General features: G+C 41.6%; 26 protein-coding genes, 7 tRNA genes and 1 pseudogene. 19 read left to right on the forward strand and 15 right to left on the reverse strand.

Annotation, left to right across the window (positions count from 1 at the left end; genetic code table 11):
- Positions 1 to 48: 48 nt before the first annotated feature.
- The 4 genes from OFO07_RS04640 to OFO07_RS04655 all read left to right on the forward strand — a co-directional run bounded on the left by OFO07_RS04640 (position 49) and on the right by OFO07_RS04655 (position 3,453).
- Positions 49 to 1,365: an NFACT RNA binding domain-containing protein gene (locus tag OFO07_RS04640; protein WP_270871111.1), complete on the forward strand. Its 1,317-nt coding sequence runs from the start codon at positions 49 to 51 to the stop codon at positions 1,363 to 1,365.
- Positions 1,366 to 1,414: 49 nt separating this feature from the next.
- Positions 1,415 to 2,176, forward strand: coding sequence for a phosphatidate cytidylyltransferase (locus OFO07_RS04645; RefSeq protein WP_270871112.1), 762 nt, complete (start codon positions 1,415 to 1,417; stop codon positions 2,174 to 2,176).
- Positions 2,170 to 3,255: a 1-deoxy-D-xylulose-5-phosphate reductoisomerase gene (gene dxr / locus OFO07_RS04650; protein ID WP_270871113.1), complete on the forward strand. Its 1,086-nt coding sequence runs from the start codon at positions 2,170 to 2,172 to the stop codon at positions 3,253 to 3,255. The genes OFO07_RS04645 and dxr overlap by 7 nt, the downstream gene beginning before the upstream one ends.
- A gap of 122 nt (positions 3,256 to 3,377) precedes the next feature.
- Positions 3,378 to 3,453: transfer RNA gene (locus OFO07_RS04655), tRNA-Val, on the forward strand.
- 177 nt (positions 3,454 to 3,630) lie between these two features.
- Here OFO07_RS04655 and OFO07_RS04660 read toward each other — a convergent pair.
- The 8 genes from OFO07_RS04660 to OFO07_RS04695 all read right to left on the reverse strand — a co-directional run bounded on the left by OFO07_RS04660 (position 3,631) and on the right by OFO07_RS04695 (position 5,914).
- Positions 3,631 to 3,705, reverse strand: a tRNA-Asn gene (locus OFO07_RS04660).
- Between the two features lie 12 nt (positions 3,706 to 3,717).
- Positions 3,718 to 3,802: transfer RNA gene (locus tag OFO07_RS04665), tRNA-Leu, on the reverse strand.
- A 47-nt stretch (positions 3,803 to 3,849) separates the two neighbouring features.
- A tRNA-Arg gene (locus OFO07_RS04670) sits at positions 3,850 to 3,926 on the reverse strand.
- Positions 3,927 to 3,942: 16 nt separating this feature from the next.
- Positions 3,943 to 4,019, reverse strand: a tRNA-Arg gene (locus OFO07_RS04675).
- A gap of 5 nt (positions 4,020 to 4,024) precedes the next feature.
- Positions 4,025 to 4,101: transfer RNA gene (locus tag OFO07_RS04680), tRNA-His, on the reverse strand.
- A 5-nt stretch (positions 4,102 to 4,106) separates the two neighbouring features.
- Positions 4,107 to 4,183: transfer RNA gene (locus OFO07_RS04685), tRNA-Pro, on the reverse strand.
- A 262-nt stretch (positions 4,184 to 4,445) separates the two neighbouring features.
- Positions 4,446 to 5,219: a hypothetical protein gene (locus tag OFO07_RS04690; RefSeq protein ID WP_270862890.1), complete on the reverse strand. Its 774-nt coding sequence runs from the start codon at positions 5,217 to 5,219 to the stop codon at positions 4,446 to 4,448.
- A gap of 62 nt (positions 5,220 to 5,281) precedes the next feature.
- On the reverse strand, positions 5,282 to 5,914 hold the full coding sequence (locus tag OFO07_RS04695; RefSeq protein WP_270871114.1) for a non-canonical purine NTP pyrophosphatase: 633 nt from the start codon (positions 5,912 to 5,914) through the stop codon (positions 5,282 to 5,284).
- 90 nt (positions 5,915 to 6,004) lie between these two features.
- Here OFO07_RS04695 and OFO07_RS04700 point away from each other — a divergent pair, with 90 nt between their 5' ends.
- Complete coding sequence (locus OFO07_RS04700) at positions 6,005 to 7,318, forward strand: MFS transporter (RefSeq protein ID WP_270871115.1); 1,314 nt, start codon at positions 6,005 to 6,007, stop codon at positions 7,316 to 7,318.
- Positions 7,308 to 8,507, forward strand: a complete 1,200-nt coding sequence (locus tag OFO07_RS04705) for a molybdopterin molybdotransferase MoeA (RefSeq protein ID WP_270871116.1) — start codon at positions 7,308 to 7,310, stop codon at positions 8,505 to 8,507. The genes OFO07_RS04700 and OFO07_RS04705 overlap by 11 nt, the downstream gene beginning before the upstream one ends.
- A 94-nt stretch (positions 8,508 to 8,601) precedes the next feature.
- Here OFO07_RS04705 and OFO07_RS04710 read toward each other — a convergent pair whose 3' ends face one another.
- Genes OFO07_RS04710 through OFO07_RS04725 form a run of 4 tightly spaced genes read right to left on the reverse strand, consistent with a single transcriptional unit; the run spans position 8,602 to position 11,758 of the window.
- A complete protein-coding gene (locus tag OFO07_RS04710; RefSeq protein ID WP_270871117.1) occupies positions 8,602 to 8,919 on the reverse strand; it encodes a hypothetical protein in 318 nt (105 codons plus the stop codon).
- Positions 8,919 to 9,086, reverse strand: coding sequence for a hypothetical protein (locus tag OFO07_RS04715; protein ID WP_270858667.1), 168 nt, complete (start codon positions 9,084 to 9,086; stop codon positions 8,919 to 8,921). Before OFO07_RS04715 ends, OFO07_RS04710 begins: the two co-directional genes overlap by 1 nt.
- Positions 9,073 to 11,160: a mechanosensitive ion channel family protein gene (locus tag OFO07_RS04720; protein WP_270871118.1), complete on the reverse strand. Its 2,088-nt coding sequence runs from the start codon at positions 11,158 to 11,160 to the stop codon at positions 9,073 to 9,075. Before OFO07_RS04720 ends, OFO07_RS04715 begins: the two co-directional genes overlap by 14 nt.
- A complete protein-coding gene (locus OFO07_RS04725; RefSeq protein ID WP_270871187.1) occupies positions 11,129 to 11,758 on the reverse strand; it encodes a carbonic anhydrase in 630 nt (209 codons plus the stop codon). Before OFO07_RS04725 ends, OFO07_RS04720 begins: the two co-directional genes overlap by 32 nt.
- A 165-nt stretch (positions 11,759 to 11,923) precedes the next feature.
- Between OFO07_RS04725 and OFO07_RS04730 the strand changes: the two genes are divergently transcribed.
- From OFO07_RS04730 to OFO07_RS04765, 8 genes and pseudogenes are all read left to right on the forward strand, one after another.
- The gene (locus OFO07_RS04730; protein WP_270871119.1) at positions 11,924 to 12,625 is read left to right on the forward strand and encodes a Bax inhibitor-1/YccA family protein; all 702 of its coding nucleotides are present in this window, start codon (positions 11,924 to 11,926) and stop codon (positions 12,623 to 12,625) included.
- A 90-nt stretch (positions 12,626 to 12,715) separates the two neighbouring features.
- A pseudogene (secG, locus tag OFO07_RS04735) lies at positions 12,716 to 13,036 on the forward strand (preprotein translocase subunit SecG); the annotation flags it as partial.
- Positions 13,037 to 13,396: 360 nt separating this feature from the next.
- Positions 13,397 to 13,954, forward strand: a complete 558-nt coding sequence (frr, locus tag OFO07_RS04740; RefSeq protein ID WP_270858664.1) for a ribosome recycling factor — start codon at positions 13,397 to 13,399, stop codon at positions 13,952 to 13,954.
- Between the two features lie 2 nt (positions 13,955 to 13,956).
- Positions 13,957 to 14,565 (forward strand): orotate phosphoribosyltransferase, encoded by a 609-nt coding sequence (gene pyrE, locus OFO07_RS04745; RefSeq protein ID WP_270871120.1) that lies wholly within the window; start codon positions 13,957 to 13,959, stop codon positions 14,563 to 14,565.
- A gap of 37 nt (positions 14,566 to 14,602) precedes the next feature.
- Positions 14,603 to 15,028, forward strand: a complete 426-nt coding sequence (locus OFO07_RS04750) for an RDD family protein (protein WP_270871121.1) — start codon at positions 14,603 to 14,605, stop codon at positions 15,026 to 15,028.
- Entirely contained in the window at positions 15,021 to 15,581 is a 561-nt protein-coding gene (locus OFO07_RS04755; protein WP_270871122.1) for a ribonuclease HII, read from the forward strand. The genes OFO07_RS04750 and OFO07_RS04755 overlap by 8 nt, the downstream gene beginning before the upstream one ends.
- A gap of 114 nt (positions 15,582 to 15,695) precedes the next feature.
- Positions 15,696 to 16,283: a DUF4197 family protein gene (locus OFO07_RS04760; RefSeq protein WP_270871123.1), complete on the forward strand. Its 588-nt coding sequence runs from the start codon at positions 15,696 to 15,698 to the stop codon at positions 16,281 to 16,283.
- Positions 16,284 to 16,286: 3 nt separating this feature from the next.
- On the forward strand, positions 16,287 to 17,249 hold the full coding sequence (locus OFO07_RS04765) for a DMT family transporter (protein WP_270871124.1): 963 nt from the start codon (positions 16,287 to 16,289) through the stop codon (positions 17,247 to 17,249).
- Here the strand turns inward: OFO07_RS04765 and OFO07_RS04770 are convergent.
- From OFO07_RS04770 to OFO07_RS04780, 3 genes are read right to left on the reverse strand one after another with little or no spacing between them, the layout of a single operon-like run.
- Positions 17,193 to 17,996: a metal ABC transporter permease gene (locus OFO07_RS04770; protein WP_270871125.1), complete on the reverse strand. Its 804-nt coding sequence runs from the start codon at positions 17,994 to 17,996 to the stop codon at positions 17,193 to 17,195. The two genes, OFO07_RS04765 and OFO07_RS04770, sit on opposite strands and share 57 nt — an antisense overlap.
- Positions 17,989 to 18,753: a metal ABC transporter ATP-binding protein gene (locus OFO07_RS04775; protein ID WP_270871126.1), complete on the reverse strand. Its 765-nt coding sequence runs from the start codon at positions 18,751 to 18,753 to the stop codon at positions 17,989 to 17,991. Before OFO07_RS04775 ends, OFO07_RS04770 begins: the two co-directional genes overlap by 8 nt.
- Complete coding sequence (locus OFO07_RS04780; protein ID WP_270871127.1) at positions 18,750 to 19,619, reverse strand: metal ABC transporter solute-binding protein, Zn/Mn family; 870 nt, start codon at positions 19,617 to 19,619, stop codon at positions 18,750 to 18,752. Before OFO07_RS04780 ends, OFO07_RS04775 begins: the two co-directional genes overlap by 4 nt.
- Before the next feature lie 77 nt (positions 19,620 to 19,696).
- Between OFO07_RS04780 and OFO07_RS04785 the strand changes: the two genes are divergently transcribed.
- From OFO07_RS04785 to OFO07_RS04805, 5 genes are all read left to right on the forward strand, one after another.
- Positions 19,697 to 20,428, forward strand: a complete 732-nt coding sequence (locus OFO07_RS04785) for a class I SAM-dependent methyltransferase (RefSeq protein WP_270871128.1) — start codon at positions 19,697 to 19,699, stop codon at positions 20,426 to 20,428.
- Entirely contained in the window at positions 20,391 to 21,251 is an 861-nt protein-coding gene (locus OFO07_RS04790; RefSeq protein ID WP_270871129.1) for a cytochrome-c peroxidase, read from the forward strand. Before OFO07_RS04785 ends, OFO07_RS04790 begins: the two co-directional genes overlap by 38 nt.
- Before the next feature lie 9 nt (positions 21,252 to 21,260).
- Positions 21,261 to 23,768: a sensor domain-containing phosphodiesterase gene (locus OFO07_RS04795; protein WP_270871130.1), complete on the forward strand. Its 2,508-nt coding sequence runs from the start codon at positions 21,261 to 21,263 to the stop codon at positions 23,766 to 23,768.
- A 444-nt stretch (positions 23,769 to 24,212) separates the two neighbouring features.
- Entirely contained in the window at positions 24,213 to 25,139 is a 927-nt protein-coding gene (locus OFO07_RS04800; protein WP_270871131.1) for a branched-chain amino acid transaminase, read from the forward strand.
- A gap of 8 nt (positions 25,140 to 25,147) precedes the next feature.
- Positions 25,148 to 26,233 carry an SPFH domain-containing protein gene (locus tag OFO07_RS04805; RefSeq protein WP_270871132.1) on the forward strand — a complete coding sequence of 362 codons (1,086 nt, stop codon included), beginning with the start codon at positions 25,148 to 25,150 and terminating at the stop codon, positions 26,231 to 26,233.
- The last annotated feature ends 19 nt before the right edge of the window (positions 26,234 to 26,252 follow it).

Here is a 26,252-nt window from a genome sequence, read left to right on the forward strand (position 1 = left end):
AAAATGGAATTTAAAATTTTTGCTAAATTTTTTGCTAAAATAGCGTTCATGAAATACCAGCACCTAATCCAAATTTGCGAATTTTTGCAAAATTTCAAAACTCTAAGCCACATAAAGCGCGTCGGCGATAACCTTTTTAAGCTAAATTTCGACGCTTACGAGCTGTTTTTTGATATGAATAAAACCGCGTGCAATATCCACAAAAACGGCTCTTTCGTGGAAAATAAAATTTACAAAGCACCATTTGACGGGGTTTTGGCTAAACGGCTTGTAAAATCGAAAATTTTGCAAATTTGCGTAGTGGAAAATAATAGAATTTTGCATATCAAAACCGAACTCAAAGCCAGTTACAAGGCGTTTATCACAAATTTATACTTTGAATTTACAGGGCGATTTACAAATGTCATCATCACCGATGAAAATGGAGTAATCCTAGAAGCGCTCAGGCACCTAGATAACGATGTGCGAAGCGTGCGCGTGGGGCGAATTTTAGCGCCACTTCCGCCATATAAAATCAAAGAAAAAGATGTAGCAAAAATAGAGAATTTCGATGAATTTTTCAAAGGCGAGTTTGAAAAGCTAAATTTGGCAAATTTGGCCCAAATTCGAAATTCAAAATTCACCCAAATTGATAAAAAAATCGAAATTTTGCATGCGAATTTAAATGCCGTGCCAAAAGAGAGCGAAATTTTAGCAAAAGCCGAAAATTTGGCAAATCTCGGACAGGTATTATCGGCAAATTTGTATAATTTAAGCGATTGGCAAAGGGAATTTTGCCTAAACGATAAAAACGGCAAAAGCGTGGAATTTCGCCTAGAAAATCCGCCAAAAATCGCAATGAACGAATTTTTTAACGAAGCAAAAAAATTGCGCCAAAAGGCCGCAAATTCGCATATCCAAATCGCAAATTTAAACGAAAAAATCGAATTTTATAAAAATTTGAAAAATTTAATCGCAAACGCAAAAAGCGTCGAAGAGCTTGAAATTTTGCTCCCCAAAAAGCGAATTAGCGCGAATTTAAAGGAAAAAAACGCCGAATTCGTGCAGAGTTTTTATATAGGCGAATTTAAAATCAGTGTCGGAAAAAACGAGAAAGGCAACGAATTTTTGCTAAAAAACAGCGCCAAAAATGACTTTTGGTTTCACCTAAAAGACCGCGCCAGCGCACATGTCATCGTCCAAACAAACAAACAAAATTTAAGCGAAGAAATAGCGAAATTTGCTGCTAAAATTTGCGTAAATTTTAGCGTCAAAGAGGCTGGAAATTACCTCGTTGATTACACCAAACGCCTAAATGTAAGCCCCGTGAAAGGCTCGTTTGTGCATTATGTGGATTATAAAACTATCGGCGTTTTAAAGCCGTGATAAGGCGAAATTTTATATAATCTCGCGAAATCAAATCTAAGGAAATTTTATGAAACAAAGACTAGTAACTGGCGGAATTTTGCTTGCTGTTTTTTCTGTTTTAATCCTGATAAATAGCAGATTTATCAACTTTTTCGTATTTGCCATAATGCTTAGCATAGGGCTTTTGGAAAGCTACAAGCTCTATGGGCTAAAAAATGTCAGCCTCAAATGGCTAGCCCTTGCGCTCGCATTTTTCGCGCTAATTCCGCTTGCCCAAGACGACGAGCCATTTATCAGCGCGGTTAAAGTCTGTATCGCCTCGGTAGTCGTGGCGGCTTCGATTGTGGCTTTTAAAAAGCTTGAAAACGCGAAAATTATCCTGCCTTTTATCTACCCTTTCGCTCCGATTTGCCTAATGTGGGCGGTTTATGATGATTTGGGGATTTTCCACTTCGTCTGGCTTATCATCACCATAATCGCCTGCGATAGCGGTGCGTATTTCGCTGGTAAAAGCTTTGGCAAAACCCCATTTAGCCCTAGCTCGCCAAACAAAACCATTGAAGGCATTATCGGCGGAATTATTTTTGCATTTATCACAAGCTTCATTTACGCGCGTATTTTCACAAACCTGCCGCCGCTTGAAATTTTATGCAAGACCCTAGTTATCGTGATTTTTAGCATTTTTGGCGATCTGTTTGAAAGCTATCTCAAACGAAGCGCAGGCGTCAAAGACAGCGGCAGTTTATTCCCAGGACACGGCGGCGTGCTAGACCGCATTGACGGGTATATGTTTGGCGCAGTGGCTATGGTGGTCGTGTATTCATGGTAGTGCTAGGCTCCACTGGCTCGATTGGCACAAACACCCTAGATATCGCGCACAAAAAGGGAATTTTAATCGAGGCTTTGGCGTGCGGGAAAAATGTGAGTTTGCTAAACGAGCAGATTGCTAAATTTCACCCTAAATTCGTCGCTATCGGCGAAGAGAGCCTAAAATCAGCCGTCAAACACGACAAGGTTTTTGTCGGTATGGAGGGGATTTTGGCAATGCTTGAAGAGTGCAAATCTAGCACCGTCGTCAATGCCCTAGTGGGCTTTGCTGGCATGCTCCCTAGCCTAAAAACGCAAGAACTTGGCAAAACGCTATGCCTAGCAAATAAAGAAAGCCTAGTCGTGGGCGGGAAATTCCTTGAAATTTCAAAAATTCACGCCATTGACAGCGAGCATTTCGGGCTAAAATTTCTAATCCAAAACGCAAAAACTCCTATTTCTAGGCTCATCATAACAGCCAGTGGCGGGGCGTTTTACGATACGCCACTAACCGAGCTTGGAAGTGTCAGCGCCAAAGACGCGCTAAGGCACCCAAACTGGCAAATGGGCGCAAAAATCACAATTGATAGCGCGAGCATGGCAAACAAGCTTTTCGAGGTAATCGAGGCGTTTTGGCTATACGGCACGAAAAATATCGACGCCGTGATTGAGCGCACATCGCAAATCCACGCCCTAGTCGAGTTCATCGACGGCTCGACCACAGCGCACATTAGCGAGACTGACATGCGCCTAGCCATAGCGCACGCTGTTTTAGAGGGCGCGATTAGCGAGCAAATCGTAAAGCCCGTGAATTTGCTGGATTTAAAACCGATTAAATTCGCTCCAATAGATACGCTAAAATACCCTATTTTTGGGCTCAAAGACGCGCTTTTGGATAATCCAAATTTTGGCGTGGTGATAAATGCGGCAAACGAAGTTGGCGTTTATGCGTTTTTAGAAGGGCGGGCGAGATTTAGCGATATTTCGCGCGTAGTGCTAAAATCCGTGGAGAAATTTCACTCGCCAAACACCCCAGACACGCACGCTCTAATCGAAATCGACCGAAGCGTGCGAGCCTATGCAAATGAGCTTTTGCGCTAAATTTGGAAAATTTGGCGCAAAATTTAGTGCAAAATTTAAAAAATTTTGGCAAATTTGATTAAATTTTACATTTTTTAAATTTTATATTAGCTTTTTTTGCTATAATGCAAACTCTTATTTTTGGCCCCGTAACTCAGTTGGTAGAGTGTCACCTTGACATGGTGGAAGTCGTTGGTTCGAGTCCAATCGGGACCACCATTTAATAGAGACTTAGCTTCAAGTATTTCAATTTTATTTCTTATCTAAATTTAAATGCAAATTTTAATAATATTATGCGTGAGCGAAAATAAATTTTTAAAAAGGGTCAAATTAGAGGTCAATTGGTTTCCTTAAACTTCACAAACTACGATAAAATGGGGATTTCATAAGAAAAAGTGGCTCCGGATGCTGGATTCGAACCAGCGACCAAGCGGTTAACAGCCGCCTACTCTACCGCTGAGCTAATCCGGAACGAGTATTAAATGGTGCGGATGAAAGGACTTGAACCTTCACGCCGTAAAGCACCAGATCCTAAGTCTGGCGTGTCTGCCAATTTCACCACATCCGCAAAAAAGAAAGCGCATTATAGCCAAAAGCTCTTAATGCTAGCTTAAATGGTACGCCCATCAGGATTCGAACCTGAGGCCTACGGCTTAGAAGGCCGTTGCTCTATCCAGCTGAGCTATGAGCGCATAAAAAACAAATCAGTGGTACGCCCGAAAGGAGTCGAACCTTCAACCTACAGATCCGAAGTCTGTTGCTCTATCCAATTGAGCTACGAGCGCGAAAGTGGGGTGAATTGTGGGAATCGAACCCACGACCCTCAGGACCACAATCTGATGCTCTAACCAACTGAGCTAAACTCACCACAATGGTCGGAGCGAAAGGATTCGAACCTTCGACCCTCTGGTCCCAAACCAGATGCGCTACCAGACTGCGCTACGCTCCGATAAATGATGTGGATTGAAAAAGGAAACTTGATTATATATAATTTTTAAAATTTTGTCAATGAAATTTAGCTTAAAAATTTAAAATTTAGAAAGAATTTTATTTATGGCGAATTTATGGGTAAATTTCAAGTAATGCGATGATAAAAATATCTGCAACATTTTCTTTGTCAATTTTGAATTTTTTAGAAGTCTAGCTTCTGCCTTGTCTAGTTCTGCTTTCGCAATACTTTCTCTACTCATATTGTCTCATTTAACAAAAGTTTAATTTAATAAATCTTTATCTTTAAACCAAGATACAGATAGAAAAAATTTCTTTTCTACCTTATCTAAACTCTTGCCTGTTTTAACCAATAAATATTTTTTGATTTCATTGTATTGTTTATCTGAACTAATCATAAAATTAAAAAATTTGCCGTCTTTATCTTGTAGCCAAATGACATCATAAAAACTATCTTGCAAACCACCATATTTGTGATGAATTATAAATTGTGGCAGATATAAGACTATAAAAGTAAAAAGTGATATAAAAATCAGTATTTTAAATTCGCCTCTATATATAATCAAAGCTAAAACAAAAACGAAAAATAATCCACAATAAATAAGAATAGCTTTTTCTATTTTTTCACTAATAAAACCATTTGGCAACATTGATGAAATGCTTTTTGTTATATTTTTCAAGTGAGATATTGCAATTCTTTTTTCAATACCGTTTTCTAATTTTTTAACTACATAGTCATTATAAAAATAAATTTGTGCGTCTTTTTCAAGGTTTCTAAAAGTATTTTTTAGGGTCATGTAGGTAAGAAATGGGATAATAAAAAGCGAACTACCATTACTATAAACAGTGTCATATTGAGAAAAAAATATTTTTCTGATTATTAAAGCAAGTCCTAATAAAACTAAAAAAACGATACTTAAAAATTTCGCATTTGATAATTCATCTTTTATAACAATCGGATTTTCATCATAATTTCGCAAATTTGATTTTTTAACATTTGGTTTATTGTTTAAATTTTTATTCTCAAAATTTTCCAAATTTAATCCTTTTATAAAATCTCGGTCAGTATCTACGATACTGAAATTTTAAATTTTATAAATCAGATGTTTTTAAAAGAATTTATCAAAATTTTCATTAGCGCAAGTCCTCGCGAGCGGTGCGAAATCTCGCCCTTAATCCGTGCTGGAAGCTCGCCTATGGTTTTGCCCAAATCGCCATCTCCAAGCTCTTCGTAGCGACGCGGAATAAACATAAAATCATACCCAAACCCATTTTCCCCGCGCTCTTCGCAAATCACTTCGCCGTGCATAAATCCGTGCGTGCAGTATTCGCCAAAGTGCGATTTCAGCGCGATTGCAGCCACATAGTGTGCGCCCGAGCTACGCACGCCACGCGCGATTAGCTCGCTGGCTAGTTTCGCGCGGTTGCTAGCGTCCGTCGCGCCCTCGCCACTAAATCTGGCCGAATAAATCCCAGGCGCGCCACCTAAAATATCCACGCAAATCCCGCTATCATCGCTCATCACGAGATATTCGCGGTGCAGGTCTCGCGCTAGTAGCCTCTCATAGACCGCGCGCACCTTTATCAGCGCATTTTCTTTGAAACTCTCGCCGTCTTCAATGATTTTAAAAGGCTCCAAAACCTCGCCAAGCCCGTAAATTTCGTCATTTTTGAAAAATTCTTTAATCTCGTTAAGCTTATCTTTGTTGCCAGTGGCTACTAAAATTTTCATATCAAATCCTTGCGTAAAAACGCTTATTTTATCCAAATTTGACAAAATTTTAGCTACAATCACGGACAAAAATAATCTTTAAGGCTTTCGATGTTAAATACAATTTTGCCACTTAGTTTTATCGCAGCGACCCGCTTTTTTGGGCTTTTTATCCTGCTTCCAGTGCTTAGCTACTATGCTTTGGAGCTTCGCGGTGCCAATGAAAAACTAGTCGGCGTTTTAATCGGCGTGTATGCGATCATGCAAATGCTCTTGCAGACCCCATTTGGCGCGCTTAGCGATAAAATTGGGCGCAAAAACACTATCGCAATCGGCCTTGTGATTTTTATCGCAGGATCTGTGATTTGCGCCTTTGCTAGCGACATTTACACTATGATTTTGGGGCGATTTGTGCAGGGTTGTGGGGCTATCGGAGCTGTGGCTACGGCGCTGATTAGCGATTTTACCACGGAAGAAAACAGAGGCAAGGCAATGGCGATAATGGGCGCGATGATAGGCTGTGCCTTTGGCGCGGCGATGATTTTAAGCCCGGTTTTGAGCGCGAAATTTGGGCTAGCAAGCCTTTTTTGGCTAAGTGTCATTTTGACGATTTTTTGCCTGATTTTGCTATTTTCTCTCGTGCCAGCTGAACCCAAAATTCACTCCAAAATGCCCAAAAAATCCTCACTCGCGCTTTTGCGAGATAAAAATTTATCCTTGCTAAATTTAAGCAATTTTTTCCAAAAAGCCTTTATGACGACCGCATTTTTCCTAATCCCCATAATGCTTCACTCTAAATTTGGCTTCGCGCAAGACGAATTTATCAAAGTCTATGGCGTAGCTATGATTTTTGGCTTTTTGGCTATGGGCGCAAGTGGCGCAATGGGCGAAAAACGCGGACTTTCAAAGCAAATTTTGCTTCTTGGAATTTTATTTTTTATTGTTTCGTATTTGATTTTTGCCTTTGCAAACAACCCTTATTTTTTTATTTTTGGCGTGATTGTATTTTTCGCCGGATTTAACGCGCACGAGCCCATTATGCAGAGCCTCGCGTCGAAATTCGCCAAAACCGCAAACCGCGGCGAAGCACTTGGAATTTTCACTTCGTTTGGGTTTTTTGGCAGTTTTATCGGAGGCGTGTGTGGCGGAGTGGCGTATGGCTGGGTCGGTATTTTAGGTATCGGGCTGGTCGTGGCAGTGCTTGGGGCGGTGTGGTTTGCGATGATTTTAGCCCTGCCAAATCCGAAAATTTTTAAAAATTTATATTTTGATAAAGCACTAAATTTCGATTTTAGCGCCATTAGCGGGCAGGCTGGGATTGTCGAAATTTACGAAAACGGCGAGAATTTCGTCGTCAAATACAATTCAAAAATCATAAGCACAGAAGAAATTAAAAATTTGCTAGGAGCCACCGATGCAGTTTGAGAGTTTGCAAAGCGCGGTTGCGAGGTTTAAAGCCAGCATCGCGCCCGAGAAAAAGAGCGAAATTTTGCCCCTAAACGAGGCTTTGGGGAGAATTTTAGCCGATGAAATTCGCGCGCCATTTGCCAAGCCAGAGCGCCCTACCGCCTCCATGGACGGATACGCGCTAAATAGCGCGAATTTGGCGTGCGGGGCGAGGTTTAAGGTCATCTCGCAAACCCCTGCTGGAAGCATGCCAATGTCTTCCCCGAAATCTAGCGAGTGCGTCAAAACCTTCACAGGAGCGATTATGGCGGAGGGCGCGGATACTCTCGTGCCTGTGGAAAATGTCAGCGTACGCGGCAATGAAATCATAATCAATAAACCAGTGCCTGCTGGCTTTGCCGTGCGAAAAATCGGCGAGAGCTACGAAAAGGGCGAGGTTTTATTAAGCGCAAACTCACGGCTAAATTTTGCAAGCATTGCGCTTTTGGCTGAGCTAGGCATGGCTAGCGTGGCAGTGTTTGCGCGCCCAAAAGTCGCTATAATCGCCACTGGAAGCGAAATCAAACGCCCGGGCGAGAGCTTAGAAAACGAGGCGCAAATTTATAGCTCAAACAACTTCGCACTTTTAAATTTGGCGCGTGCAATGGGGTTTGAAGTGGTGAGCGAGCAAATCATCAGCGACGATAAAGACGCCATAAAAAGCGCGCTCTTTGGCGCACTCTCGCGCGCTGATATCGTAATCACCAGTGGCGGGGTGAGCATGGGGGATTATGATTTTATAAAGGCTTTGGTGAGGGAGAATTTCGAAATCCTAGTCGATAAAGTCGCCATAAAACCAGGTCGCCATGTCAAAATCGCCAAATTTGGCGAGAAATTTATCTTTGCACTTCCTGGATTTCCGCTTTCTAGCATTGTAACTGGATTTTTGTTTTTGCGTGCGTTTTTGAGCGCGAAATTTGGGCTTGATGACGGGTGCGAGAGTAGCGCGATTTTAAGCAACGATTATGCGAAAAAATCGCCGTTTTTGGAGTTTGCTCTTGGCGATATCAGCGTCCAAAATGGGCAAATTTTTATCTCTACTGCGGGTAAAAAGCAAGGATCTAGCGCGATTTTGAATAATTTTGGCCCAAATTCTGCCCTACTAATCGCAGAGCAAAATTTAAGTGCAAATTCTGTGGTGAAAATTTTGCAAATCCCAAGGTGGTGAGGTTATTAAAAATTCTAAAATTCCAAAAAGAATAAACTTAACGAATTTGAGCGCAAATAGCGATGAAAACACTCAAATTCTTATTTTTTCAAATTTACAAATCCGCTAGTTTGCAACCAGAAGTTATCGCAAATTTGGTCAAAAATGCCTTGTTTTCGCGATCGATCCTGCGAAGCTCGTCGATTTGAGCCGGATCGTATTCGTGCGCAAAATCAAGGTCTTCTAACGGAAATAGCGCCTTTTCAAGCTCCTTACTTAAAGCCTTTATGCGCGCGCCGTCCTTGCAAGCTTCGAGCGATTTATGCAAATCTTGCATGATTTGTTCTGTCTTTTGGGGCGAAACCTTCATCGGCGTAAATTCCGCGCCAAAAACGCAGGCGCAAAACGCGCAAATTAAAGCGATTTTTCTCATTAGTAATCATCTCCGTCGATGTTGTTGTAGTTTAGCCCCTCGCCATCATCATAGCTATAATCGTCCTCGTCGTAAGCGTAGTTATAGCCCTCTTCGCCCTCGATTATATCCTCATCGTAATCGTCTAAATCCTCGTATTCTTCGAAGTCTTCGTCAAACTCTCTCATCTTCTCCTCCTTCACTAAATTTCGGGTTATCATAATCAAATTTTGGTAATTTTTCAACATACAAACTCTGCGACGGGAAGGCAAATTCTAGCCCGTTGTTCTCGACAATCTGCATGATTTTAAACAAAATATCCTCTTTAATCTGCAAATAATCATCTCTCATAACGGTTTTTGTGAAACAATACACTAGGATATTTACCGAGCTATCGCCGAAGCTATCGAGCACCACATTCATCGTGCTTTTATAGCCCGCTAGATCGTCGATCGAGACCATGTTTTGGCGCGAGCGCATACGAAAATCGCGCGAATTTGTCGCACTATCGCCAGATTGAGCGATTCGCGGGTGCGCTTTTAGCATTTCTTTGATATCTTCGATACACTTTCTAAGCTGTTCTGATTTAGCAGAGTATGTCACACCCACGATGATATTGATATGGCGGCCGACCTTGCGGCGATTCCAGTTTTTGATATTTTGCGCCATAATGTTTGCATTTGGCACGAAAACAAGGGCATTATCAAAGGTTCTAATCGTGGTTTTTCTAAACCCAGTCTCCACGACCGTGCCCTCTATGTCGCCCACTACGACATGATCGCCTTGTGAAAATGAATTATCAAACAAAAGCATGATTGATTGGAAGAAATTTGCGATAATATCCTTGGTCGCAAACGCAATCGCCAAACCTCCGATTCCAAGCGAGGCTAGTATCGCGCTGACATCGAAACCTAGCCGTTTTAGGATAAGTAAAAGCGCGATTATGACGACGATGATATATAAAATTTTGATGACCAAATTTATAACATCTTTTCTAACGCCCTTTTTAGCGATATTTCCTAGCACTATTATGCCGTATCCGTCGATGATTTCGATGATTACCCACGCCCACAAAATGACATAAATTATCGACAAAATACTTGCAAACCTTATCGGCACAGGGGCTGGATAGAAAAATATCACCAGCGAAATATCTATCGAATACGCTATCAAAAGCACGCCAAGCGGGCGTTTTATCGTGGCTACGACCTGCTCTTTTATGGTTTCTTTATCAATGGCTGTGGAGCGATTGATGATTTTAAAGACGAAATAAATCAAATTCGCTAGCACCCGCCTAAGCGAGTAGAAAAAGAGCATTATCACGCTAATTAGCACGATTTTGCCGAAATTTATGCGTCTATCTTTGATAGGGGAAATTTCATTTATGCTATCAATTGCGGATTTGAAATTTAGGCTAGTAAAAATCACGCTGGATGCGAGCAAATCGGCATTTGAGTGCAGATAGGATAAAATTTCCTCGTAAGTTGCTTTATCATTTTTAAGCTCGCTAAATTTAGTCGCGAAATTTTCGGCATCTTCTTGCGATTTTAGGGCTTCTTTGAGCTTGGAAGTTTTATCTAGCGAATACTCCGAAATCCTACTAAGCGCGTCCTCTAAGCTCATTTTTAGCTCATCTTTGCTCGCACCATTTACAAAAAGATTATCAAGTTTTAAAATTTCTTGATAAAAAATATCCCCAAGCGCCATTCTATCGGCACTAACCGCCGCGCTTACATACTCAATCGAATTTTGCTTTTTCGCAAATTTCGCCAGCGTATCCTCGATATTTTTCTTAATCTCAGCGTATTTTAAAAGCCCTTCCCTACTTAGTGTATTATTCGTAATCGCCATAGGAACGCTCTCTAAAAGCCTTGCTTTGTTTTCTTTGAGAGTTTTTAGCGAGCTATCTGTGGCGTTGGCTTCGCCTTTTGGCGAGATAGCAAGGATTTTTTTATTTATCTCTTTGATCTCATTTACCACGCGGTAAAAGGAATTTGCGCCGTTTGTTTCGTTTGCGTTAAGTTCGTTTTGTGCGACCTTATTTACGATCATATCATAGACTTCGCTTTTGTTCGCATCGCCCCCTGAAACCTCGCTCAAAAACTCCTCGACTTCCTTTTTTTTCTCTTCTAAATTTGGCGCAGGAACTGCGCTTTGGCTCGAATTTTGCTCGGTTAGATTTGCTTCGCTTTTATTCGCTTCTGCGAAAATAAAATTTAGGCAAAGCGCACTAATCAAAAAGCTGATGAGAAATTTTTTCATAGTCATAATCCTTGTTTAATAGCGCAAAATGGTCATTGTGCGGGTCGTAGTTGAAAATTTCGCCCGTTTCGATGATATAGTGCCAGCCAAAAATTTTAATCTCGCCTGCCATATAACCCTCTTTGACATTTGGGTAGGTTAGCAGATTTCGTATCGAATTTACGATATTTAGGCGTTCGGCTAGCCACTCTCTTTTAGCTTTATCGTTGGCGCAGTGCTTTGAAATTTGATCTTTTACCCCAGACATCAAATTTATCCATTTTTTCACATTTGGAGTTTTTTGTAGTTTTGCCTCGTCATAAAACAGCGCCGCGCAACCACCGCAGTTGCTGTGTCCGCAAACGATGATTTGCTTGATTTTTAAGGCATACAGCGCGTATTCGATAGCCGCTGTGGTAGCGACGAAATCATCACTAACGCGATATGGTGGGACAATGTTTGCGATATTTCGCACTACAAACATCTCTCCCGGTTTTGTCGAAGTTATGAGCCCTGGCACCACGCGCGAATCCGAACACCCGATAAAAAGCGTGTGCGGGGTCTGCGTATTTGCCAAAGAGCTAAAAAGCTCGGCGTGCTCGGCGTAGTTTTCTTCCATAAATTTAATTGCACCATTGATTAATTGTTCAGCCAAAATTCTCTCCTTTTTTAAAAACGGCTGATTATATATTGCTTTTTTAAATAGAAAAAATTTTAGCTATTTATTATATATTTGGTAAAATTTTGCTAAACTCCCTACCCAAAATTAAAAAAAGGAGAAAAAATGAGTCTTTACGATAGAAATCATCTTACTAGCGAATACGACGCGAGCTACGATGCGCCATTAGAGCAAGGCAGAGTTAGCAAACTCATCAAAGAAACTTATGCACTTTTAACAGCTTCTATGGTCGCAGCCGCCGCTGGTGCGTATGTAGCGATGAGCACAGGCGTAGCAATGGGACTAAATCCGTTGCTATATTTTATTTTGATGATTGGTTTGATTTTTGCAATGCAATTTGCCGTCAATCGCGGAGCTAACAGCCTTGCATTGGTTTTGCTTTTTGCCTTTACATTTATCACAGGTCTTACGCTAGGTAAGGTTTTATCGCTTTATATCGGTGCTGGTATGGGTAGCGTGGTAACGCAAGCTTTCGTGGCTACTGCGGTTACATTTGGCGCACTTACCATATATGCGATGAACTCAAAAGTCAATGTCGATAGCTGGGGCAAACCGCTATTTATCTCACTAATCGCAGTGATTATCATCGGATTTTTGAACTACTTTTTCTTCAAAAGTTCGCTTGTGAGCCTAGGAATTTCTGGTTTTAGCGCGCTTTTGTTTTCGTTTTATATCATCTATGATACCAAAAACATCATCAACGGCGTCTATACTTCACCAATCATGGCAGCTGTGGGTATGTATCTAAATATCTACAACCTTTTTATGTCGCTTCTAAATATCCTTGGCTTTGCAAACAGGGATTAAAATTTAGGGCGCAAATTTGGCGCCCTTAACTTAAAATTTATATTTTTTTCATTATAATGCCAAATTCAATTTTTTTCAAAGGTTAATATTGTGACTACTTTATTTTTGGTTTTACAAGTAATTTTTGCTATCGTAATAACAATCGCCGTGTTGTTACAAAAAAGCTCATCTATCGGTCTTGGCGCATATAGCGGAAGCAACGAAAGCCTATTTGGCGCAAAGGGACCTGCTGGATTTTTGGCTAAATTTACAGCGTTTATGGGAATTTTATTTGTGGCAAACACTCTTGCTTTGGCATATTTTTATCAACAAGACGCAAAATCATCAGTAATCGACCGCGTCAAAGTAGAACAAAAACAAAGCGAAGCGCCGAAAAATGCCGTTCCAGCCGTGCCAAGCGCACCAAAGGCAAATAGCTTAAATATAAAACCTTCGTTTGATAACGCCGCTAATGCTTTGCAAAGTGGAGCAGAAAAAATTTCAGAAGCAGTTGAAAACAACGCTAGCGCGGCAGTAGAAGCTGTGAAACAAAGCATAGAGGGCGTAGAAAACAATATCTCACAAGCTAGCGAAAAAATCGAACAAAAAGCTAGCGAGCTTGGCGCAGCAATCGAGGGCAACGCCACAGAGGCTCTCAAAACTCTAAGCGATCAAAATCAATCAAAATAATTCTAAATTTTTGCATTTAAAAATGTCAAATTTCGCATTTTTAAATGCAACTCTTATTTTTTTTACGCTACAATTCACAAATTTTTCTTACAAAGGATTTTAATGTTAGACTCTATTTATAAAGACCAGAAATCGCACTGCGACAAAGCTATTGAAGCCCTTAAAAAGGACTTTGGGACACTTCGCACCGGCAAGGTAAATATAAATATCCTAGACCATATCACGGTTGATTACTACGGAAGCCAAACTCCACTCAATCAAGTCGCTACCGTTTTGGCAACAGACGCTGTTACGATTACTATCACGCCTTGGGAAAAACCAATGCTAAAAACGATTGAAAGCGCGATTGCAGCGGCAAATATCGGGGTTAATCCGAACAACGACGGCGAGGCTGTGAAGCTGTTTTTCCCACCGATGACGGTAGAACAAAGACAAGAAAACGCCAAAAAAGCCAAAGCAATGGGCGAAAAGGCAAAAATCAGCATTAGAAATATCAGAAAAGACGCAAACGACGAGGTTAAAAAACTAGAAAAAGACAAAGCTATTAGCGAAGATGACGCTAAAAAAGGCTACGATGAAGTGCAAAAAATCACCGATAACTACTCAGCCAAAATCGATGAAACCGTAAAAGCCAAAGAGGCAGAGTTATTGAAGGTTTGATAATGGAAATCGAAAAAATTTACAAAGAAAACGGCGCGTATTTGCACGGGCATTTTTTGCTCAGTAGCGGAAACCACTCCGAATACTACCTCCAAAGCGCGAAAGTTTTAGAAAACCCTGCCCTAGCCGGGGAGTTAGCAAGCCAGCTAGCGGGCGTCATAAAAGATGCTGGCATTAGCTATGATAGCGTCTGCTCGCCAGCCCTTGGCGGAATTTTGGCTGGTTACGAGCTAGCCAAGCAAGCTGGCAAACGCTTTATTTTCACTGAGCGCGTCGAAAAGATTATGAGCCTAAGACGCGGTTTTGAAGTCAAAAAGGGCGAAAAATTTGTAATCTGCGAAGATATCATCACCACAGGCGGCTCTGCCTTAGAGAGTGCCAAAATCATCGAAAGCCTTGGTGGCGAGGTTGTAGCTTTTGCAGCCCTTGCAAACCGCGGATTTTGCGCAGTGGCAAATTTAGGCAACTCGCGCCATGAAAGTTGCAAACTTCCATTTGATAAACCACTTTTTACGCTTGGAAATTTCAGCTTTGAAATTTACGAGCCAAATTCCTGTCCGCTTTGCAAAAACGGAAGCGTGGCGATCAAACCTGGTTCGCGCGGAAACTAAATTTCGCGCGAAATGCAAATTATTCAAGGAAATTTAAGTGGCAAAGCAAAAAGCGGTAATCGCGCCAGTGTTTTTACGCGTAAAGGCCTTTATCGTCGATATGTTTTTCATCGCAATGCCACTTTTTTATATCACGACCTACCTTGTTTTGGGCTCGAAAGAGGCATTTCAAAGTAACCAAATCGCAATCGCACTAATCTGGCTAGCTTACGGGGCAATCTGCGCGGTTTTTTACGCCAAATCAGCCCAAAGCCCTGGCTATAAATTTTCAAATATCTATCTTATCGATCTTCGCTCGGGGCGCAAAATTTCATTTTTTCGCGCGTTTTTGCGTTTTTTGTGCTTTATTTTGGCTGGATTTAGCATGATTGGGTTATTAATCTGCTTTTTTCGCAAAGACATGCTCTGTCTGCACGATATCCTAACCCACACAGCAGCTGTGAGAAAAAGCGATAATGGCTGAGATTTGCGGTATCGACGAGGCTGGCAGAGGCTGTATCGCAGGGCCTTTGTGCGTGGCAGGCTGTGTTTTGCATGCCCAAATTTCAGGGCTAAATGACAGCAAAAAACTAAGCGAAAAAAAACGCGAAGAACTATTTGAAAAAATCATTAAAAACTCAAATTTTAAAATAGTCGAATTTTCTAGCGCTAATATCGATGAAATGGGGCTTAGCGCGTGTTTAAAAACTGCGCTTGAAGAGATTGTGGCGCATTTTGGGGGGCAAAATTTTGACATTATTTTTGACGGAAATTCCAAATTTGGCGCAAGTGGATTTCGCACTATGGTTAAAGCCGATGCTAAAATCGCAGAGGTAAGTGCAGCCTCGATTTTAGCGAAGGTTACGCGCGATCGCAAAATGAGAGAGATCGCAAAAGTTTGCCCACAATACGGCTTTGCAAAAAACAAAGGATACGGCGCAAAAGCCCATATCGAGGCGATTAAAAAATTTGGCTACACAGAATTTCACCGCAAATCATACCGTCTCAAAGCCTTAGAGCCGACACTTTTTGATTAAAATTTTAAATCGTATTGAATAAACATTAAATTTTTTGCCATAAAATAGCGAAATTTTTTATGGGGGCAAATTTTGCTTAAAAAAATTATTTTGATTTTCGCGCCATTTTTTTTAATGGCTAGTTGGGAAGAGGTCGCTGTAAAGGGACTAGATGTGATGATAAGCGCCAATGTCGGCGACAGCGAAAATTTCAAACGCTCTCTTTCTTCGCTCATCGAGCGCGCCGCGAGAGAATACGCCAAATCAGGCATAACGCAATACGAGCTGGATTTGCCAAATTTCATCGCCAAAAAAACGAGCTCAAACTCCCCTGCTGCGCGCACCATGCGTCGCTCGCTAACCCAAAGCCTAACCCCTGCAATCCCAAATTTAAAGCAAATTTTGCAAACCAAAATCTCAGCTATGGACGAAAACTCCACGCAGGCCATAATGCGTGGCGAGCTAAGCTTAGCGCATTATATGAGAGTTAATGCCTTTAATGAAATTTACGCCGCCCTGCGCCCAAATATCGAAAACCTTGCCAGCGACACAAGCTTTGCCAAAAGCTACAAAAACGCCACAGGAAGCGAGATCGGCGATGATTTTGCGAACGAATTTACAAGCGAATTTTTAAACGACGCCTTTGATAAACTAGTCGCCCACGAGCGCGAATTTCGCAACAGCACAGAGGCGATGTTTAATATCCTAAAAACTATTCGCTAGCTTATGCGCTCTAAATTTAACCAGCCAAATTCAACCCTTATTTGGGAGCTTGCCCTAATTTGCGTCGCACTGATTTGGGGTAGCACATTTATCCCCGTTCAGCGCGCCACTGCAAACGCTGATATTTTTAGCTTTTTGTTTTGGAGATTTTTGCTCGCTAGCGTTTTTATGTATCTAGCAAGCCTGAAATTTAAGCCTAAATTCGACACAAAAACCATATTTTTCGGCATTTTTTGCGGGCTAATGCTATTTTTTGACTTTACCTGCCAGACCTTTGCCCTGCGCTACACTCTATCATCATCGGTGGCCTTTATTTTGGGGCTTAATGTCATTATGGTGCCATTTATGATGTATGCGTTTTTTCGCAAAAGTGTCGGAATTTTCGCTTTTTTGGGCGCTGGCGTGGCAGTTTTGGGGCTATTTTTTCTAAGTGGGGCTAGCAATGTTGGCTTTAACCTTGGCGAGCAACTCACGCTGATTTCTGCCTTTATGTATGCCCTACACATCGTATTTACCGGTGTTTGCGCTAGGAGGTGCAACCTGCACGGCTTTGTGGTGATGCAGTTTGTTTGCGTGAGTGTTTGCACACTTTTTGCCGCGATTTCCACGCCACACGAAAATTTCGCAAATTCCATAAATTTAATCGGAAATTTGACATTTTCCTTCAAATTTGACTTCATTTTCGCCCTGATTTTAACCTCGATTTTCGCCACTGTTTTTGCGTTTTTTATCCAAACACTAGCCCAAGAAAAGGGCGTCAGCGAGATCAAAACGGTGCTTATTTTCACACTCGAACCCCTTGGCGCTGGCGTGCTGGGATACATTTTTGGCGAAAAGTTAAGCCCGCTTCAAATCACGGGCGCAGGGCTCATACTAGGTGGAATTTTACTAAGCGAACTTGGCGGGATTTTAAGCGCGAAATTTAGCAATAAGCGCACTGGCGAAAAAGCAGACCGAAGCGATTAAAATTATCGCCGCACCGCTTGTGAGATTGTAAAAATAGCTTAGCGCTAGCCCGCTAAGGCAAAAAATCGCAGAAATTATCACAGCACTTATCATCATAATGCCTAAATTTTTCGAAATTTTCTCCGCGATAAATGGCGGGATCGTCATCAGCGAAATGACTAGTATCAGCCCCACAATCTGGATCGCGCTCACAATCGCAAAGCTCGCCATTATCACCAAAACATAATAAAACACGCTCGTATTTACCCCACGAAGCGTGGCAAACTCCCTATCGAAGCTAATTGCCAAAAACTGCCTATAAAAGCAGATTATAATCAGCACAAAAACAGCGTCGCAAATGAGAGTGAAATTCAAGGTCGCGCTATCAATAGCCAAAATCGAGCCAAACAAAAAGCTCATCAAATCGCTTTTATAACCCGGCGCAAGGTCAGCAAAAATAATCCCCAGAGCCATACCAAAAGCCCAAATTGCGCCGATTATGGCGTCAAATCGTTCATTATTTCTAGCCGTGATATAAGCGATTATCAGAGCCAAAAGTAGCGAAAACACGCTCGCGCCCAAAAGTGGCGAAAATCCAAAATATATCGCCATACCGACCCCGCCATACGCCCCGTGCGCGATTCCACCGGCGATGAAGCTCATTTTATTTATGACGATCAGCGAACCTATCACGCCACAAATCACGCTGACTAAAAGTGCGCCTATTAGGGCATTTCGCATAAATTCCAAAGCCAAAATTTCACTCATGCTCGTCCCCACAGTGGCAATCATTTAGCGCAAGCTCAACCGAGCAAAAATGCCCATGCTCCTCGCGCAGGTGCTTTAAAAACTTCGCCCTCCCACTCGGATGCACGCTGTGCATGTGAAGCGAACCACCACTGACATAAACAGCGCGGTTTGCGTAATTTAACGCCAAATTCAAATCATGACTAATCATAATAATGCCCGTGCCCTCTGAATTTAGGCTTTTTAATAGCTCATAAATCTGCACCTGCCCCATAGTATCGATACTAGCCAAAGGTTCGTCCAAAAGCAAAATTTTCGCATTTGCGCACAGAGCGCGCGCGATATAGACCCGCTGTCTCTGCCCCCCACTTAGCTCGCTGATTTTTGCCTCGCCAAGATCTCTCATACCCACTCGCTCCAAGGCTTCAAAGGCTTTTAGGCGATCTTTTTTGGTGTAAAATCCAAAAATTTTTTTATCTATTAGCCCCATTAAAACCACATCAGCCACGCTGATTGGAAAGCTTTTGTTAATAGCGATGAATTGGGGCACATAGCCGATTTGCTTCCTAGCTGCGACCGGGGATTTGCCAAGCACCTCGATTTTGCCACTATCTGGCCTTAAAAGTCCCAAAATCAGGCGCAAAAGCGTGCTTTTGCCACTGCCATTAGGGCCAAAAATTGATAAAAAATCGTTGATTTCATACTCTAAATTTATCGAATTTAAAATTTGGCGCTTTTCGTAAGAAAACGAAAGGTTGCTAAGCTTTACGGCGCTCATTTTTGCGCCCCCGCAGCCGAGATTTCATCTATTAATTTTTTAAGTTCGCTTTGCCACTCATAGCTTAAAAAATCGATTTGTGTGAGCTTTGCGCCTGTTTGGGCGGCTAGGATTTGCGCTGCCTTGCTTGCAAACTGCGGACTAGTGAAAATCACGCCGATTTTTTCATCATTTGCTAGCTTTATCAAATCCGCCAAATCAGCCGGTTTTGGCTCGCCACCGCCTTGCTCGACTGCAATTTGCGTGAGATTATACCTGCGCGCGAAATACCCAAGTGTGGGGTGATAGATGATAAATTTCGCCCCAGCTAAATTTGATAAATTCTGCTTCGCGTAAGCGTGAAGCTCGTCTAATTCTGCCTCAAATTTAGCCAAATTTTGCTCGTATTTGGCGCAGTTTGCGCTGTTTAATTCGCATAAATTTTTAGCGATATTTTGCGAAATTTGTTTTACCAAAATCGGATCTAGCCAAATGTGTGGATCGGCTCCGTCGTGGGCGTGCTCGTGTTTTTCGCCCTCTTCGCCCAAATTTTCAAAATTTACCTTCTCTATCCCTGCGCTTAAATCGTAAAATTTCACCCCGCTAGCGTTTGCGCTAAACCTTTTTAACCACACCTCATCAAACTCCGTGCCTATGCCAAAATACGCCACGCTCTTTGCGATATCACGCATTGTGGCGGGTTTGGGCTCGTATGTGTGAGGATCTGCGCCCTTATCCACGACGCTTTTTATCACAAAATCATCATCTGCGATTTTTTGCGCGAAATATCTCACAGGCTCGATTGTTACGCTAATTTGCGCCAAATCTTGGGCGAAATTTGCGCTAAATAAAAATGGGATTATCAAAAATTTGGGCAAAATTTTCATAAATTCTCCTTGTAAAACTGACGATTATATCATTTATAATAGAAATTTTGGTATTATTGCGAGAATTTGAGGTCGTTATGGAAAATATCTGGGACAAAAAAGCCGAAACTTACGCTAAATTCGATACAAATTTAAATGAATTTGGACAAAATTTATTTAAATTTATTGAAGATGAGGGCATAAATTTCGCAGGCAAAAGCGTCATCGACATAGGCGCAGGAACCGGCGTGTATTCACTATATATCGCTACTTTGGGCGCTAGGCTTTACGCTCTTGATAGCGCAAAGGCAATGCTTAGCGCTCTTAAAAACAGCGCGCAAAAATACGGCATTAAAGTCGAGCAAATCATAAACGATGATTTTGCAAATTTTACCCAGAAAAATGAGCTTAAATTTGACATTGCGTTTTTGAGTATGAGCCCTGCATTGCGAAATGGGCAGGACTTTGATATGTTTTTAAACCTAGCAAAACGCAAAATTTATGTAAATTGGGCGAGCGAGCGAAATTCCTCGATGTTAGCGCCGATTTTCGCGCATTTTGGGATAAAAAAATCTAGTCTAAATTTAACCACGCAAAATTTCGAGTTAAATTTAAAAAACAAAAATATCCCTTACAAATCGCGCGAGATTAACGAAAGGCGCATACAAAGGCGAAATTTAAGCCAAGCGGTGCAAAATGCGCTGTGGCATTTGGGGGTAAATGGCGCAAATATCAGCGAAAAGGCGCTAGAAAATCTTTTGGAAAAACAGGTAAAAAATGGGATTATCACAGATGAAATCAACGCTACTTTCAAAGCTTTTATTATTTAGTATTGTCCCTATTTTAGGCATTTGCGATGATATTTTCACACCGCTAAAAATGCCAGCGTTTAGCCCCGAAAAAGCTAGCCTTGGCATGAAGCTTTACCGCGACGCTAAATTTAGCGAGCAAAAGCGCTCTTGCGATAGCTGCCACAATCTATACCTAAACTCAACGGGTGCTAGCGTGCGAAATGGCGAAATCCCCACAATCCTAAACGCTTATTATATCGAGCGATACTCGGGCGGAAACTTTTTCCCTAGCCTAAATGAGCGCATTAAAACCTCGGTTTTAAGCCCCAAAGAGTTAGCCTCATCAAAAGAGAAAATCGAGCTAATAATCACCCAAAATATAGCCTACAAACGCGAATTTAAAAAGCTCTATGGCAAGGCAAATTTCGAAAATTTCGTCGATGCCCTAGGCGAGTATCTGAAATCAAAAACCACGATAAATTCTAAATTTGACCGCGTTTTGCGCAATGAGGAAAAATTCAGCGAAAGCGAATTTAAGGGCTATTTGCTCTTTATCGAGCTGTGTTCGTATTGCCACAATGGCGCGAATTTAGGCACCAACTCATACGCCAAAGTGCCTAATAAAAACCTGAATTTCAACCCAAACACAAGGATTTCAAACCATCGAAGCCACACTTACAACTATCGAAGCCACACTTACAAAAGAGTGCCGACCCTGCGAAATATCACCAAAACAGCCCCTTACATAAACGGCGAGTATTCGCTAGCGCGCTCGATTAAATTTTTGTTCCGCGATGTGTTTGATTACAGCTTAGATGATGATGATTTGCAAAATTTGCTGGATTTTTTGGCGACATTATAAGGAGTTATGATGAAAAAATTATTTTCAAATTTTAACCAAATTAGTAAAGACACCATAAACTGGATAATCATGAGTATTATCATGATAATAAGCCTTAGCTTCGCGCTAAGTTACTTTATCTCGCTAAAAAATGTCTCCGACTACAACGCCGTAACACGCCAAATGACGATGATTTATGACGCGAATACTAGGCTAAATACGCTCTTTACCTCTGATAAACCTAGCCGCGATTTTAGCTCGATTAACGAAAATATGAAAGTCGTGTATAACACCCTAGATACGCTTGGGCAAAATCCGCTGATTTTGGATAATTCATTTAGCAATGATGTCGAGTATCTAAAAACAGCCTTTGCCGAAAAAATCAAACTCATCGACGAGCTAGGCGCGCTAAATTCGCAAAATAGCGTCATTTTGCACGCGATAGAGCAAAAATACATCAACCCAAACTCACGCTACGAAGTGGTAAATATTTTCTCGCAAATCACGCAGCTAAACTACAATAACTACACCGAAATTTACGCCATAAAAGAAAAAATAAAATACATAACTCCGCAAAATTTAACCGAGCAAAATTTCTTAAAAAACGCAAATTTGGTGCTTGATAATCTCACTAAGCTAAATTTGATTATCACCCGAAATGAAAGCGCAATCAACGGCAAATTCAAGGATTTAAGGGAAAAATTTGCGAATTTCAACGCCGAATTTTACAACTCGTTTTCCGAAATGACTATGGTTTTTACCGCGATATTTTTGACATTTTTGCTCATCACTTACATGGTAAATTCAGACGCAATCAGCAAAAAACAAAAACTCCGCCCATACAAAGCCCTAGTCGATAGGGACGAAAACGCCGTGTTTTTGCTAAATCATAAATTTCAAATCACCTACGCTAACAAACAAGTAACCGAAATGTTTGGCTACAAACTAGACGAGCTAAAAGGCAAGGATATCGGCATAATCGCAGCTAGCGAGGACCATGCCAAATTCGAAAAAAAACTTAAAGAAGAAAGCGATAAGATTGGATATTTCACGCAGCAGCTGCGTTTGCTAGATAAAAATGGCACGCCGATTAACTCCAAAATAAAGCTCTCAAAATTAGACGAAAAGTCCAAATACCCACACTATGGCGTTTTTATCAAAGATATGCGCCCAAATGAAGCTATGCAAGCTAGCCTAGCAGCAGCAGAGCAAACCCTGCTCGAACAAGGCTATGTCGATAAAATGACAAATTTCGGTAGCGAACTAGCCCTAAATGAAAGGATAATCAAACCAGAGATAGAAGGCTATATCATCTACCTAACAATCGCGAATTTTGATAATCTTAGACTATTTTATTCTAGCGATATTACTAGCCAAATCATAAAGGTATTTGCAAGGTCGCTTGATTTGTTTTTGGTCACAGAAAAAATCCCAGCCCAGCCATTTCGTATGCAAGGCGATGAATTTTGCCTATTTTATCCCGTTCATAAAGCTAGCAAAGAAAATATCGATAATAGAATTATTGTCGCAAATCATGTGCGCAAAATCATCGCAAAATTTACAAACCAACAGACCAAAATCGCAACCAAAGCTGGCGACATAAGCGTAACGATAAATGTCGTGGCTGGCGTAAGTAGCAATAAAGACAATAATCGCGCTACAAGGGTGTTTCAAGCGGTCATGGCGATGTATGAAGCACAGCAAAAAAACGAAAATTTGGAGTATTACCGCCCAAACAACCCAATCGAGCTAAAATACGCCCAAAACCAACTGATGATAAATACAATCCAGCAAGCGATCAAAACAAACCATGTCTTCGTGCTAGTCCAGCCGATTTTCGATATCTCAAAATCAGATCCAAACGGCAGAGAATACGGCACGCAAAGGACAAATTTCGTCCCTCTTGTCTATGAAATTTTAATCCGTCTAATCGATGATTCTGGCAGGGTTAGGCACCCGGGCGAGTTTATGGATGTCGCAAAACAGGCCTCACTTTACACTTCGCTGACAAAAATCGTAATCGAGGAGGCATTTAGGCTAATCGAAAATTTCCCAAATTCGAAATTTAGTATAAATTTGTCGTTTTTCGATATCGCAAACAACGAAATTCGCGCACTTTTGGAAGAAAAATTAGCAAAGGCAAAAAACGCGAAAAATCTCTTTATCGAAATTTTAGAGAGCGAGGAATTCGACGATTACGATAGCCTGCGAAAGTTTATCGCCACAGCCAAAAACCGCGGCTGCAAGATAGCTATCGACGACTTTGGCTCAGGGTATTCAAACTACTACCGAGTTTTGACGCTCGATGTGGATTTCATCAAAATCGATGGCGCACTTATCAAAGATATCGTAGCTGATGAAAGCTCGCGCGCGATCGTGGAAACTATCACAGCCTTTGCGAAAAACAGAAATTACGAAATCATCGCAGAATATGTCGAAAATCACCAAATTTCGACGATTTTGGAGAGCATGGGTATAAAATACATGCAAGGATTTTTTTACAGCAAACCAATGGAACCATCAAAAATCGCCGTGTAAGCTATATTTGCAAGGAAATGCGAAGCATTTCCGAAAAATAAAACCAGCTAAATTTAGAAAAACTTCGTTTTTCTAAATTTAGCCACTTCTAAGGTTTTACAGGGGTGGGGGTTGGTAAGGGGGAGGGTAGCGTCTCCTAAAAAGCGCGCCCTCCCCCTTACAGAGAATTTCACGGCGCAGGTTAAATTCACAAAATCGTTCAATGTAAAATTTAAGTAGAATTTTGAATTTAAATTTTACTGGATTGCTTCGAATTTGCTACGCAAATTCTCGCAATGACAGCAAATTTAGCGTAAGAAATTTAAAACTCGTAGATTGCTTCACTTTCTGCGAAAGCTCGCAATGACAGATTAAATAAATTTAAAAAAGCCCAAATTTCGAAAAGTCAAAATTTATAAAATTTTAGATAAAATCACAGATTTAAATTTCAAAAAAGGATGTAAAATGGCAAAGGTTCAACCGGCAAATTTAATTTGGAAAAACGGCTCGCTAATCCCATGGGCTGAGGCTACAACGCATGTTTTAAGCCACTCGCTTCACTATGGTAACGCAGTATTTGAGGGCGTAAGAGCCTACAAAACAGACAAGGGTTATGCGATTTTTCGCCTTGATGAGCATACAAAAAGACTTTTAGTTTCAGCCAAACTCTGCCTAATCAAAACCCCTTATGGCTTCGATGAGTTGCGTCAGGCGCAAATCGATGTCGTAGCCAAAAACGACTTCGATCAAACCGTCTATATCCGCCCACTAATCTACCTAGGATACGGCTCTATGGGCGTTTCACTAAAAGATGTCCCAGTCGATACAATCGTAGCTGCGTGGCAATGGGGCGCGTATATGGGCGAGGAAGCCCTAAGAGCGGGCATTAAGGTGAAAATTTCATCTTGGGCGAAACCTGCTCAACACTCAATGATGGCAAAGGCAAAAGCGAGTGCGAATTATTTCAACTCACAAATGGCAAACTTCGAGGCTGTCGATGCTGGATACGATGAGGCGCTACTACTTGATCCGCAAGGATTTGTAGCAGAAGGTCCAGGAGAGTGCTTGTTTATCGTAAAAGACGGCGCACTAATCACTCCGCCAAACGATACTAGCTTGGAGTCAATCACTCAAAACTCAGTTATCCAAATCGCCGAGAGTTTGGGCATAAAAGTCCTTCGCCAACGCATTTCGCGCGATCAAGTCTATGCGGCTGATGAGGCGTTTTTCACAGGCACAGCTGCTGAGGTTACGCCGATTAGCAATATCGACGGACGCATTATCGGCAAGGGCGAAATGGGCGAGATCACAAGCAAATTGCAAAAAGCGTATTTCGCGGTCGTTACTGGCAAAGACCCTAAATTTGAGCACTGGCTCACATATATCAAATAAGGATAATTATGCCGGCAGATTTAAATGATTATTTCAACAAAAATAAAAAAAATGGTGGCAATGAAAATGGCGGATTTAGCTTTAAGGGGCCAAATTTGCAGAATTTAGGTGGCTTTAAATTCGGCGGATTTTTCTACTTTTTAATCGCTATTATCGCGCTTTTTATCATCGCAAAACCATTTGCCACTATCCAATCAGGCGAGGTTGGTATTAAGTCAAATTTGGGTAAATACGACCCCACACCGCTGGGCGCTGGAATCCACTTTTTCGTGCCGTTTATTCAAGATATTTTTGTGATTGATACGCGCGTGAGAATCATCAACTACACTAGCAACGAGGATATGGCTACAAGCAGGGCAAGTGGCGGAAGTATCGGTGGAATTATTCGCAAAAACTCGCTTTCGGTGCTAGACTCTCGCAACCTGCCAGTAAGCGTGGATATCACCGTGCAGTATAAACTAAACGAGAGCACCGCGCCTGCGACGATTGCGGAGTGGGGGCTTTTATGGGAGGATAAAATCATCGATCCTCGCGTCAAAGATGTCGTGCGTAGCGTCATAGGAAACTACCCAGCCGAGGAGCTTCCGACCAAACGCGAGGAAATCGCTAAGGCAATCGATCAAGGAATCCGCTCAAATATAGACGCTCTATCGAATTCTCCTGTGGAGCTAAGAGCGGTGCAACTTCGTGAGATTATACTTCCGCCAAAAATCAAAGAGCAAATCGAGCGCGTGCAAATCGCTAAACAAGAGGCAGAGCGCACCAAATACGAGGTCGAGCGCGCTAACCAAGAGGCTCTTAAAAAAGCAGCCCTTGCCAAAGGTAACGCTGATGCTGTAAAAATTGAAGCCCAAGGCAAGGCGGACGCTGTGAAGATCGAGGCTGACGCGCAGGCGTATGCAAATACAGAAATCGCAAAAAGCCTAAATCAAAATTTGCTAAATTTAAAGCAAATCGAAACTCAGGCGAAATTCAACGAGGCTTTGCGTGAAAACAAAGACGCGCAGATTTTCCTAACCCCAGGCGGTGCGGTGCCAAATATCTGGGTCGATACCAAAAACAAACCGCAACAATCGGCGATTAGCGAACAATAATTTTTGCAATCCCCATTTT

Origin of the sequence: Campylobacter sp. JMF_06 NA1 (assembly GCF_027737785.1) — a bacterium.
Classification (GTDB): Bacteria; Campylobacterota; Campylobacteria; order Campylobacterales; family Campylobacteraceae; genus Campylobacter_B.